1 protein-coding gene (cut by a window edge) is annotated in these 14,865 nt (G+C 39.5%); it reads right to left on the bottom strand.

Annotation, left to right across the window (positions count from 1 at the left end; all coding sequences use genetic code 11):
* A protein-coding gene (locus tag CHSO_RS02750; protein ID WP_045492111.1) for a non-ribosomal peptide synthase/polyketide synthase crosses the window boundary here: on the bottom strand, positions 1–14,865 show its 3' end. The gene runs 29,376 nt beyond the window's last position; only the last 14,865 of its 44,241 coding nucleotides appear in the window; the start codon falls outside the window, past its right edge; its stop codon occupies positions 1–3.

A 14,865-nucleotide genomic window follows, 5' to 3' on the forward strand; every position in this document is an offset into this window, starting at 1 on the left:
TTATTTTCCAACTGTTTGATTAATGATATCCAGGATCTGCTCTTCTTTCTCCAGCATCATCTGATGCGAAGCTTCAATAGGATAAACAAAAAGTAAATCTCTGTTTTCTACGATCGAGTCTATATTATTGTACATTGAATTTTTGATGTGATTATTAAATGATTCATTGAATGTATCTCCACTCTGCATTGCTTTCAATAATACAATCTGGGTTGAGTTCAAAGTATTGGAAATAGGCTCTTTAGCAATCGTAAACTCAGCTGACATAAAGCTTTTAGTAGCTATAAAATGGCTGTCTCCAATCGGAACTTCCAGCCTGCTACTTAATTCTTCATCCGTTGGGAATGAAAGAAAGTCTATTAATGTCTGATCTGATGCATACAGAATTGTATCCAGCAAATAGACCTTAATTTTCTGATGTCCTCTTTTCTCCAGTTCAGAGGCGATTTCCAATGCGATATTTCCACCCAAGGACCAGCCTAGCAAAATGTATTCTTCCTGTTGAGTCTGCTCTTGTATAACATCCATGTGTTCCAAATAATAATTGGCCAGCCTGCTGAGATTATCAATTTTCTCTTCATGGTACAGGTTATAGGAATCTACTCCATAACAATCATAATCTGACTTAAGCTGCTCTGCCAGAGACTGATATACTTCACTGCCTCCATTTCCGGGATGAATAAGGAAAATATTAGGCTTGTTGTTAACTCCGCCCAGCGTAGATATCGTTTTATATTCTTTATCATTCTTGCTAAGAATCACCGACAATTTGCTAATGGTTCTTTCTTTGAAAATATCCAGGATTTTGATCTGGACATCCAATAATGCTCTTATTCTGCTTATCAGCTTGATCACCATGATACTGTTTCCTCCCAATCTGAAGAAATCATCATGAATACTTATGCTTTCGGAATCAATACCCAGCACTTCACCGTAAATCTCTGTCAGTTGTTTCTGCAATTCATTTACAGGAGCTGCATATTCTGAAATGCCTGTAAATTCAGGTTCAGGAAGCTGTCTTCGATCCAGTTTACCGTTGATCGTTAACGGAAGCCGTTCAAGATGAACAAAAATATTCGGGATCATATAATCCGGAAGAGATTCCATCAGGAATTCCGAAAGCAACTGCGGATCAATCACAGGATCGGATACGTAATATCCAACCAGGTATTTTATTCCTCCTTTATTTTCTTTAACCAAAACAGCAGCCTGGCGAATACCTTCATAGCTAAGTAATGTATTTTCAATTTCACCCAGCTCAATTCTGTGACCACGAATCTTCACCTGGAAGTCATTTCTTCCCATATATTCCAGATCTCCATTCGTTAGTCTGCGTACTAAATCTCCTGTTTTGTATAACCGGCTGTTTTCTCCTCTATCCTTCTGATCTACCGTCTGGAATGGGTTTACCATAAATCGCTCTTCAGTAAGTTCAGGCCTGTTCAGATAACCTCTTGCAATACCGGCTCCACCAATATATAACTCTCCTATTGCTCCTGTTGGAACAGGGCGATATTGGCTGTCAAGAACATATAAACTTGTATTCGCAATGGCTCTACCAATGTTCAGTGGATTTTTATCTTCCTTGTAATGATGAAGCGTAGCACATACAGTTCCTTCTGTCGGCCCATATTCATTAACAAGAGTAATGTTCTCAATATTCTTATCCAGAGCAGGGAAACTTTCTCCCCCTGCATGAATCAGCTTCAAGCCCGTTCCATCATCCACAACTTCTCTCAACAGAACCGGCGGAATAAAGGAAACTTCTATGGTATTTGCTTTAATATAATCATTAAGATCATTCACTGAGGTTCTCAAATCATTGCTATACAGCCAAAGGGTATTTCCATTGCATAAAGATGGGAAAATCTCATATACAAAGGCATCAAATACGTAATTGGAGTACACTCCTACATTCTGATATTTTTCAAGCTGATGAACTTCTGTCATGGCATCTATCAGATTGATCACTCCTTTATGTTCAATCATTACTCCTTTTGGAAGTCCTGTCGTTCCGCTGGTATAGATTACATAAGCTAAATTGTCTGAAGATACCTGAGTTACAGGATTATGACAATCTGCAGCTGCTAGTTTATCAATTAATTCTCTGCTGTTTAATGAAACCAGATTTACATTCAAAGGAACTTCACTTAATTTATGCTTTGCTTCTTCGTGGATCAGCATAACCCCAGCCCCTGTATCATTTAAAATATGGCTGATTCTTTCTGCAGGATATGAAGGATCCATCGGAACATATGCTGCTCCGGCCTTTAATACGGCAAGAATGGCGATCAACATCTCTTCGGAACGTTCGAGACATAGCGGAACCAAATCATCCGGCTGAAGCTGATATTCTCTGATAAGATAATTAGCCAGCTGGTTAGCTCTGTCATTCAGTTCTTTATAAGACAGACTTACATTTTGATACACCAGGGCTACAGCATCGGGAGTTTTGATCACCTGAGTTTCAAACTGCTGATGAATGGTATTTTTCTCCTGATATGCTTTTCTGTTATCATTCAATATCTCTGTGATCTGTTTATTTTCTGTTTCTGGCAGAAGAGACATTTCTCCTATTTCCAGATTTTTAGTATTAGATGCTCCAAATTCTACAATCTGCCCCAGTAGGTACTGATAAGTGCCTGCTATACGGTTGATCGTCTCTTTCTTAAATAAAGATGTCGCATAGTTGAAAGTTATCTGAATTCCGTCAGGGCTTTCATTAATCATCGTTGTAAGATCAAATTTTGCTGCCTGATAGTCTACATCACCATCAAAAGGCAGGAAAATAGCTTCTTCTCCTTGGTTTGCTGCCTCACCAGCATTGCTGGTCTGAAGCCCAAACATCACCTGGAACACCGGATGTCTTGAGGTATCCTGTTCCACTCCCAGTTCTTCTACCAGTTTCTCAAACGGAAGATCCTGATGAGACTGGGCGTCTGTTACGGATTTTGATACCTGCAGGATGAAGTCACTGATATTCTGTTTAGGATCAATCTTTTCCCTTAACGCCAATGTATTGACAAAGAATCCGATAAGATCTTCAAGACCTGCATAATGACGGTTGGCAATAGGGCTTCCTACGATAATATCGTCCTGCCCTGAATAGGCAGAAAGGGTAAGGTAGTAACCGCTCAGCATCACGTTATACAGGCTAACCCCAAGATTTTTAGATACTTTTTTCAACCCAAGGGTTGTTTCTTCCGAAATATTGAACCCGATGGTATATCCTTCATAGGAAGTTTCAGCCGGCCTGTGGAAATCTACCGGAAGATCTAAGCTCTGATGGTCATTCAGTTTTGTTTTCCAATATTCAATCTGGCGGTCAAGACGTTCTCCCGAAAGGTAATTTCGCTGCCATAATGCAAAATCTTTGTACTGGATTGTTAATTCAGGAAGCTCTGGCTGCTGACCTGCTGAAATGGACTGATAGGCTTCAGCCACTTCTTTCAGGAATAAATCGGTAGACCAGCCATCAAAGGCAATATGATGAATAACCACAGAAAGATAACTGGTGGTATCTAACCTGAAAATACTGATATCAACAGGGATTTCTTCTTCCAAACGGAATACTTTATGAGCAACTTTGTTTACTAATTCTTCTAACTCTTCTCTGCTTCCTGCCTCTATCGTCCTGATTTCCGGAAGAAGATCGGTAACTACCTGATAACCTACTCCATTTTCTGTTGTCAGAATGAGTGTACGGAGTATTTCATGGCGCCGGATCACTGTTTCCAAAGCTTTACACAATGCAGCAATATCTGTTTTTGCACCCAGAGTAACCATCATTGGAATGTTATAAGCACCGCTTCCGCCTTCATAAGATTCTATAAACCAAAGTCTTTCCTGAGCAAAAGATAAACGCTGTTCTTCCGGTGAGCTAACCTCAACAGGAATGATTTCAATTTGTTCAGCAATACTGTCTCCAGCTGTTAATATTCCTTCCAATAAAGCGACTGTCTTATGGTTGAAAACCATTGATACACTCACCTGTAATCCCAGTTCCTGTTTGATCTTACCAATAAGCTTAATGGCCATGATACTATTTCCTCCTAATCTGAAGAAATCATCATGAATACTGATATATTCCGGATTAATTCCGAGTACTTCTCCATAAATTGTACAAAGCTTTTCCTGAAGTTCGTTCATTGGGGCCGTATATTCACTTCCGCCTGTAAATTCAGGTTCAGGCAGTAGCTTTCTATCAAGCTTACCATTGATGGTTAATGGTAATGATTTTAAATGAATGAATGCGGAAGGAATCATATATTCCGGTAATGTTTCTGATAAAAATGCGGTAAGCTTTTCTACTTCCAATGCTGTGTCTGAAACATAGTATCCGGCAAGATATTTCATGCCCTTACTATTCTCCTTAGCCAGCACCACAGATTGTCTTATTTCCGGATATTGGGAAAGGGTGTTTTCTATTTCACCTAACTCTATTCTGTATCCTCGAATCTTCACCTGGAAATCGTTACGGCCAATGTATTCTATATTTCCATCAGCTAAGTAGCGAACCAAATCTCCGGTTTTGTATAAACGAGAGTTTTCATCGGTTTTCTTTTGCTCTTCAGTCTGATAAGGATTATCAACAAATCTTTCTTCTGTAAGGTCTTTTCTGTTCAGATAGCCTCTGGCAATGCCTGCACCACCAAGATAAAGTTCACCAATAGCTCCTACAGGAAGTAAGCGACCACAGCCATCCAAAATATAAGCCGTAGAATTCCCTACGGGACGGCCTATAAGCTGTACATCACCATATTCCACTTTTTTATAGGTTCCATAAATGGTTGCTTCAGTTGGACCATACAGGTTATAAAGCTGAGTATATTCTGACCAGTATTTACCTGTTTCATAATCACATGGTTCTCCTGCATACAATAGTCCTTTAAGGCTCGGATATTCTATACGCGGCAGTACAGAAAGCATTACAGGGGGTAAATAAGCATAGTCAATTTCATGGGTTAGCAAATATCTGCTTATGGAGTCTGCATCTTTTTTCGTTTCTTCATCCAATAGATGAAGTTCATTTCCGAACAACAGCGTATTGAAAAACTCAGATACGGAAACGTCGAAAACATATGAAGTATAAGCGGTTATCTTTCTTCCTTCACTGAAACCATAAGCTTCCCTTACCTGATCTACTACATTGACTGCATTTCTATGCTCAATCATTACTCCTTTAGGAAGTCCTGTAGTTCCACTGGTGTAGATCACATAAGCTAAATTTTCAGGAGATGTTAAAGCAGCAGGTGTTTTTGATGACATTTCACCAACAACTAACTGTATATCAAAATCATCCAAGGAAATAACCTTAGCTACCTCTAATACCTCTATTTTATCTTTTGTACTCTCCTGGCTTATGATGATTTTAGGATCTGTATCTTTAAGGATATGCTCTATTCTTTCAGTTGGATATGAAGGATCTATCGGAACATATGCCGCTCCGGATTTTAATACTGCCAAAATAGCAATCAGCATATTTTCTGAGCGCTCTAAGCATAATGGAACCAAATCATCCGGCTGAAGATCATAGGTTTGAAGCAGATAGTTGGCTAAACGGTTTGATCTCTCATTCAGTTCTTGGTAAGATAACCGGGTCTCCTTATACACCAATGCAATATGATCCGGTGTTTTGGCTGCCTGTTCTTCAAATCGCTGATGAAGGGTGGTATTATATGAAGTTGTTAAGTCTTCAGTATTATTCCATGAATTCAACAAACCAATCTGTTTATCAGCAATATATAAAATACTGTTTGAGTTTACATCAGGGTCTTTTACAATCTGATCCAGCATCAATTCCATTCCTTTTACCAGCTGCTCCATCATTGTTGATTCAAAAATAAAGCCTTCGTAGTTGATTTTTAATGTCACACGATCTCCCTGCTCTGAGGCCATTATGCTGAGCGGATAATCCAGTTTTTCAACGGAATCTCTGAAAGCAAAACCGAGCTCATTATTGCCACCTCCTTTTGGTACAGGATAATTTTCATATACGAATAAACTGCTGAAAATACGGCGGCCATCATGATGAAGCTCTGCAAGGCTAATATCACTATTAGAATTTAGCTCACTGATCCTGTTCTGGATTTCCATAATACAATCCACTACGCGTCCTTCTTCATGACTCACAATTAATGGCAGGGTATTGATATACAATCCGGCTGAGGATTCTATCCCATCTACAGGTAGGTTTCTTCCTGAAACGGTGGTTCCTACTACAGTGGTCTGCAATCCGCTGTACAGTTTTAACTGGCTGTGCCATAAGTATTGCATTACTGCATTTACCGTTAATCCATACGCTTTCGTAAGGTCTTTCAGACTATTATAACGGTCTCCATTCACCAGCATTGTTACCTTCTGATGGTCTTTTATGTGGCGGTAAGTTCCTAAATCGATATGTCTCTGATCTTCTTTTACAAGGTTTCTCAGGTCTTCCTGATCTTCAAGAAGAGTCATATATTGATTCCAGAAGTTACGTCCTGCTTTTTTATTGTCCTGTAAATATTTCTGGCTTACAGCATATGCAGAATCTGTCAATAAAGTTAATTCCTGACCGTGAAGCTGATGCAGATAGGCATCATGAACACTATTCATGATAACAGGCATACTCCATCCATCCAGAATAGCATGATGATTACTGAACAGACAGCTGTAATGTTCTTCATTTCGTTTGAATAGATATACTCTGAACAGATTTCCTTTAGAAAGATCATATACTTCCAAGCGGTCATTATCCGTAATTTTCTGAATCAACCCTTCCTGAGCTTCTTCAGACATCGTGCTGATATCTTCGTATCGCCAGTCTAATATTCCTTCTTTGTCTATGATTTGTACAATTTCACCATTCCAATCAAATCGGATTCTTAGAGCTGGATATTGTGCCTGCGTTAACTTCCAGGAATTTTTAAGCTTATCTGTATTGATTTTAGCATGATAATCCCACATCAGCTGTACTCTGTATGCATCGTCTGTTTCTCCCTGATTCAGGGCATGGTATACGAATCCTTCCTGTAAGCTGTTAGCCAGATACACTCCTTCTATTTCTCCTTTTTCCTGAATGGCTGAAAGTTGAACGTTTTCTACTACATAGTCTACATCTGATACTGTAAGGTAGCTTCTGTTTTCTTCTGAAAGGTTCTTAATGATGGTTTCAAGGTCCTGCTTAAAGTTTCCTGCTAAAAGTGTGATCTTTTCATCAGAAAGGTATCCTGAAATTCCAAATCTAAGCTGTCCGTCAACTACAGCACCGTTAATGCTTACAAAATGACTGTCACGGTTAGAAGCTCCAACTCCGGTGCCACTATTTTCAGCTGCAATGAACCATGCTTTATCTCCGGATACGTCGTCCTGGTCAAGCTGACCTAGGTAATTGAAGCTGATCTTCGGTAATTCACGGTTAATATATCCTATCAGGCTACCATAACCAATTCCATTATTCGGAATGCTTCTTAAAGATTCTTTGGTCAGAATAACGGTTTCTTTTGATGATTTTCCTGTTTCCAGCTGCACCGGATACATGGTGGTAAACCATCCCATCGTTTCCGTAATATCTAATTGACTGAAGACTTCTTCACGGCCATGCCCTTCCAGCAGAATAGCATGACGTTCATCTCCTGTAACTTTAGTAAGAGCTGAAGCTAAAGCAGACAACAGCAAATCGTTGATCTGAGTATGGTATACATGATGGATTCCACGAATCAAAGTTCCTGTGGACTCTCTATCCAATTGAAGATGACCATGATGGTATTCGCCCGTAATCAATTTAGATAATGTTGAATTGCTTTCTTCAACGGTATCAGCAATATGATTCCAATAGGTGGTTTCTTTATCTCTTAATTCCGGGTTCTCTTTCTTATAGTTTCTAATGGCTTCTACCCATTGACGGTAGCTGCTTCCTTTCTGAACCTGATAGGCTTCTCCTTTTTCAAGAGTCTGATAGATATTTTTCAGGTCTTCGGTCAGGATTCTCCAGCTTACTGCATCAATAATAAGGTGGTGGAATGCAAAGAATACTCTTGCACTTCCGTCCTGATAGCCATTGATATACCCGATCTGATACAACGGACCGTTTTCAATATCAAAATGCGACTGCCAGTCTGTGAATATATCAGCCAGTTCTTCAGCCTTCAAATCAGAAGCATCAAGATATTTAATTTCAGAAGCTTTTTGCCCTATTTTATATTCTTGTGTATGGCCTGTATATCCTAGTCTGAATGCATCATGTTTTGTCAGCAATTGTTCCACAGCCTGTTCAAAGAGAATTTTATCAAGTTCAGGAACATTGATTAAGAATGCCTGGTTCCAGTGATTGAAATCTGCCAGATATCCGGATTCTTTTTGCTCAAAGAACCATTCCTGTACCGGAAGAAGCGGAACTTCTCCTGTCAGAATTCCCTGTTCGGTAAGAATAGCGGCTTCATTACCATGTTTTTTATCTTCTATCAGTTGGGATAATGAGGCTACAGTTCGGGCAGTGAAGACTTCCTTTACACTTAATCTTACTTCTAACTGCTGGCGGATCTTTCCTACCAGCTGAATACTTATGATACTGTCACCACCCAATCTGAAGAAGTCATCATGAATACTGATCGTATCCGGATCAAGCCCAAGTACATCACCATAGATCTGGCAAAGTGTGGACTGAAGTTCTGTTTCAGCGGCTACATAATCTTTACCTGCTGTAAATTCAGGTTCCGGCAATGCTCTTCTGTCTAATTTTCCATTAATGGTAAGCGGAAGTTCAATCAGGTGAACAAAAGCACTTGGTACCATATATTCCGGAAGGGATTCTGATGCAAATTCAGAAAGCCTGTTGGCATCAATGGCCGAATCAGACACATAGTAAGCTGCCAGGTATTTTAAGCCTGATTTATTTTCTTTAGCCAGAACTGCTGTCTGACGAATGCCTTCAAATTGAAGCAGGGTATTTTCAATCTCTCCCAATTCAATTCTATGGCCACGGACCTTCACCTGGAAATCATTTCTTCCTCTGTATTCCAGCTCTCCGTTTGGCAGCCAGCGAACTAAGTCACCGGTTCTGTATAAACGGCTGTTTTCATCTCTATCCTTCTGATCTTCCGTCTGGAATGGGTTTGCCATAAAACGTTCTTCTGTAAGCTCAGGTCTGTTCAGATAACCTCTGGCAATACCTGCTCCACCGATAAACAATTCTCCTACAGCTCCTACAGGAACAGGGCGGTATTGATTATCAAGAACGTATAAAGTTGTATTGGCAATGGCTCCACCAATATTTAATGGGTTTTTATCTTCTTTATAGTCATGTAGTGTGACACATACAGTTCCTTCTGTTGGCCCATATTCATTGACAAGGGTAATATTTTCAATGTTTTTATCCAATGCAGGGAAGCTTTCTCCTCCTGCGAAGATCAGTTTCAGACTAGTTCCGTTTTCCACAATTTCTCTTAACAGAACTGGTGGAATAAAGGAAACTTCGATGGCATTGGTTTTAATATAATCATTAAGCTCATTCACTGAAGTTCTAAGCTCATTGCTGTATACCCATAAAGTGTTTCCGTTACCCAATACAGAGAATGCTTCATACACAAAGGCATCAAATACATAATTGGAATAGCATCCTACTTCCTGATATTCTTCAAGTCGGTGCGCCTTAATCATTGATCTGATGAGGTTTATTACTCCTTTATGTTCAATCATTACTCCTTTAGGAAGTCCTGTTGTTCCACTGGTGTAGATTACATAAGCGAGATTTCCTGAATGAACTTCTGTAACAGGGTTGTTAATTGATTCTGTTTCAAGTGTTGCTTTAAGGGTAATTTCATCCAGTGAAATGATTTCTATATTCTGTAATTTCTCTATTGTACTTTCCTGTGCAATGGCCAATTTTGCCTGGGTATCTTCCAGAATGTGTCCTATTCTATCTGCAGGATAGGACGGATCCATTGGTACATAAGCAGCTCCTGACTTTAATATCGCAAGGATGGCAATCAGCATATTTTCTGATCTCTCAAGGCATAACGGCACCAGATCATCTGGCTGAATTTGATACTGATGGATCAGATGATTCGCTAAACGGTTTGCCCGTTCATTAAGTTCACGATATGAAAGCTTGACATCATTGTATACCAGGGCAATGGTATCAGGATTTTTTTCAGCCTGATATTCAAATAGCTTTTGAATGGTCATTTCCGAAGGATAATCTTCCTGTGTGGCATTCCAATGCCCCAACTGAAGAGTTTCTTCTTCTGATATCAGGGAAAGGTTACGGATTGGTGTATCATCCGGATTGCTCTCTATAATCTGATCTAAAAGAAGCTGATAAGAACCTGCCATTCGGGTAATGGTTTCTTCTCTAAACAAAGCTTTCGCGTAATTGAACATGATGCGGATATTTTCTCCATCATCGTCAATCATTGTAGTGAGATCGAATTTGGCTGCTTTATAGTCTACTTCTCCTGCAAAAGAATGGAATAACACGTCTCCTTCACTCGCTTTCAACTCTTTATCAACACTTTGAAGACCAAACATGATCTGGAAAACAGGGTGTCTTGAAGTATCCTGTTCCACGCCAAGCTCATCCACCAGTTTTTCAAATGGAAGATCCTGATGAGACTGGGCTTCATTAACTGATTTTGATACCTGAAGAATGAAATCGCTGATATTTTGAGCAGGATCTACCTTTTCTCTTAATGCTAGCATATTGACAAAGAACCCTATAACATCTTCAAGACCAGCATAGTGACGGTTAGCAATAGGGCTTCCTACTACAATATCATCCTGACCGGAATAAGCAGATAGCATCAGATAATAGCCTCCCAGCATAAGACTGTAAAGACTTACCCCCAGCTTTTGGGAAAGGGCTCTAAGCTTTTCTCCCTGTTCTGTAGTAAGGTTGAAATATAGATTTTCTCCTTCGTAGGATATTTGAGCCGATCTTTTAAAGTCTGAAGGCAGGTCCAGATTCTGGAAATCATCCAGCTTATTTTTCCAATACCCAATCTGATTATCAAGACGTTCTCCTGAAAGATAATTACGCTGCCACAATGCAAAGTCTTTGTATTGAACTTTTACAGGAGAAAGTTCAGTCTCTTTTCCTTCTGCAAGCGCGTAGTAAATAGAGGCCACTTCTTTTAAGAAAACATCCGTAGACCATCCGTCAAAGGCAATGTGATGAACAACAATAGACAAGTAAACCTGCCCTGCCATTCTAAACATATTGATCTCTATAGGCAGCTCTTCATCCAGTCTGAAGACTTTATTCACACATTGGTTGATGGAGTTTTCCAATTCTTCCCCATTCTTCACATCTGAAACTTTAATCTCCGGAACAAGGTCTGTAACCTTCTGATACCCTATTCCATTTTCAGTAGTATGAATCATGGAACGGAGTATATCATGTCGCATGATTACTGTTCTCAGAGATTCCTCAAAAAGACCAAGCTGAATACTGTCGTCTAATCTTGTAATGATAGGAATATTGTAGGCACTGCTTCCGCCTTCATAGGATTCTATAAACCAAAGTCTTTCCTGAGCAAAAGATAATCTTTGTTCTTCAGGGGAATTAACTTTGACTGAAACAAAGTCTATTTGATTTTCATTCTGATTTTCATAGGCTAAAACACCTGAAAGAGAGGCTACTGTTTTATGGTTAAATACCATTCCTACATTGACCTGCTGATCCAGATCCTGTCTGATTTTACTGATGAGCTTAACAGCCATAATACTGTTTCCTCCCAATCTGAAGAAATCATCATGAATACTGATTGCAGTAGGATTAATTCCTAACACATCACCATAAACCTTACATAATTTCTCCTGTAATTCATTTTCAGGAGCAACATAATGGCTACCTCCAGTAAACTCTGGTTCAGGCAATGCTTTTTTATCCAGTTTACCGTTGATCGTCAGCGGTAAAGAGGTTAAATGAATATAGATTCCGGGAACCATGTATTCAGGTAAGGATTCTGACAGATATTCTGATAGTAAGGATGAATCTATTGCAGTATCAGAAACATAATATCCGGCTAGGTATTTTAAGCCCTCCTTATTTTCTTTGGCTAAAACAGCTACCTGATTGATTCCAGGATAGCCCAGCAATTGGTTTTCAATCTCTCCCAGCTCAATTCTATAGCCACGGATCTTCACCTGGAAGTCATTTCTTCCAATGTATTCAAGCTCTCCATTGGATAACCAGCGTACTAAGTCTCCCGTTTTGTATAAACATCCGTTTTCTCCTTTTACTTTCTGATCTGCAGTCTGGAAAGGATTAACAATGAAACGCTCTTCTGTAAGATCTGGTCTGTTCAGATAACCTCTGGCTATTCCTGCTCCACCTACATAAAGCTCTCCTACAGCTCCTACAGGAACAATACGGTGATGATTATCCAGTACGTAAACAGTCATATTCCCAATTGGTCCTCCAATATTTACAGGATTTTCATCTTCGTTATAGTGATGTAAAGTGGCGCATACCGTAGTTTCTGTTGGTCCGTAAGCGTTGATTAAGTCTACTCCATGCTCCTTATACATTGCCATTACCTGTGGATTGGTAACGTCTCCGGCCACTACAAGTTTTTCTAATGGTAAAAGATATTCTCTTGTTAATAATACCGGAGGAATCGTTGCAATACGGATGCTATTCTCTTCGATATAATCTTTTAAAGCAGACAAATCGGTTTGAAGTTCTTTTTCCAAAATGTAAATTGTATGTCCATGGGTAATGGATGGGTACAGTTCCCAAACATGGGCATCAAATACATAATTCGCATACCATAAACTGTTCTTTTGAACTCCGGTTTCAAGCAAGCCAAATTCCTTAGCTTCCTGATGGATCAGGTTGGATACGTTTCTGTGTTCAACCATTACTCCTTTAGGAAGCCCGGTCGTTCCACTGGTGAAAATGACGTATGCTAAATTATTGGGTTGAGTATTGGTAACAGGATTATTAGCTGATTCTGTTTCTAGTGTTGCTTTAAAGGTAATCTCATCTAAAGAAATCACATCTGTTGCAACATTTTTCAACTTTTCAGCGGTATATTCCTGACCTAAAATCAGTCTTGCGCCAGTGTCCTGAAGAATATGTTCTATTCTCTCTACAGGGTAAGACGGATCCATCGGTACATAGGCTGCTCCGGATTTTAAAACAGCTAAAATGGCAATCAGCATATTCTCGGAACGGTCCAGACATAATGGAACCAATTCATCCGGCTGAAGATCATAAGTACTTATCAAATAATGGGCTAAGCGGTTTGCTCTTTCATTCAGTTCTCTATATGTTAAAACAACATTCTGATAAACCAATGCTATATTTTCCGGAGTTTTCTCCACTTGTTCTTCAAACAGCTGATGAATGGTTTTATCAGAAGGATAATCTGATTCTACGGCATTCCATCCTTCCATTAGTTTAAACTGATTGTCAGAAATATGCAGGAATTCATCGGAAGTAATTTTCCAATTCTCAAGGATTTGGGCAAGAACCGTTTTCATTCCATCAATCAGCTGCTCCATGGTATGCTGTTCAAAAAGAACACCTTCATAGTTGATCTTCAGGGTAACGCTTTCTCCCTGCTCAAATGCCATAATTCCTAATGGATAATCCAGCTTTTCAACAGAGTCCTTGAATACAAATCCTAATTCATTATTATCATCTCCACCTTGTGGTACAGGATAGTTTTCATACACAAATAAGCTGCTGAAAATACGTCTTGCATCCTGATGAAGTTCTGCAAGGTTTACGTCACTATGGGTATTTAGTTCACTGATTCTCTGTTGGATATCCGAAATAATATCCACCACTCTGCCCTCAGTATGCTGTACAATTAATGGAAGTGTATTGATAAAGAGACCCGCAGAAGATTCGATGTCATCTACAGGAAGGCTTCTTCCGGATACGGTAGTTCCAACTACAGTAGTTCCAACACCTCCATATACGCTTAACTGACTGTGCCACAAGTATTGCAGAAGTGCATTAATAGTAAATCCGTTTTCCGTAGTGAATTTTTTCAGTTGCTGATATTCCTCTTCAATAATCGTCATTTTTACAGCCTGATGGTCTTTAATCTGGCGATAGGTTCCCAAATCAATGTGTTTTTGAGATTCTTTGAGCAGGCTGCTAAGATCTTCACGATCTTCGAGAAGGTTCATATAAGTATTCCAGAAGCTTCGGCTGCCCTCTTTGTGCTGCTGAAGGTATTCCTGGGTTTTGATATAGGCATGATCTGCTACGATATTCAGATCCTGTTTTTTGGTTAGTTTCAAATAGATATCATGAATACTGGTCAGTATGATAGGCATACTCCACCCATCCAATACCGCATGATGGTTACTGAATAGGCAGGTATAATGCTTTTCGGAACGTTTGAACAGATATACCCTGAATAGTCCTCCTTTTGATAAATCATATACTTCAAAGCGGTCTTTTTGGGTAGCTTCTTTAATCAATTCCTCCTGATCCTCTTCATTCATGGTACTCAGATCCTGATAACGCCAGTCTAAGTTTCCTTTTTTATCAATGATCTGGATGATTTCTCCGCTCCAGTCAAATCTAAGTCTGAGTGCCGGAAACTGCTGCTGGGTGTAAGACCATGCTTCTTTAAGGGCTTCAATGTTCATATCAGAAAGATAATCCCATACTAATTGTACTCGATATGCATCATCTGTATCACCTTGGTTCAAGGCGTGGTACACAAATCCTTCCTGAAGACTGTTCGCCAGGTATATTTTCTCTACTTCTTCTGATTCCTGAACCGTTAAAAGTTGTTTTTGATCTATGACATAATCAACATCCGAACGGGTAAGGAAGCTGCGGGTATTTTGAGAAAGTTCTTCAACCACGTGGATAAGCTGCTCTTTAAAAGATTGGGTAAGCTGCGCTACCTGCTGCTG

Origin of the sequence: Chryseobacterium sp. StRB126 (genome assembly GCF_000829375.1) — a bacterium.
Lineage (GTDB): Bacteria > Bacteroidota > Bacteroidia > Flavobacteriales > Weeksellaceae > Chryseobacterium.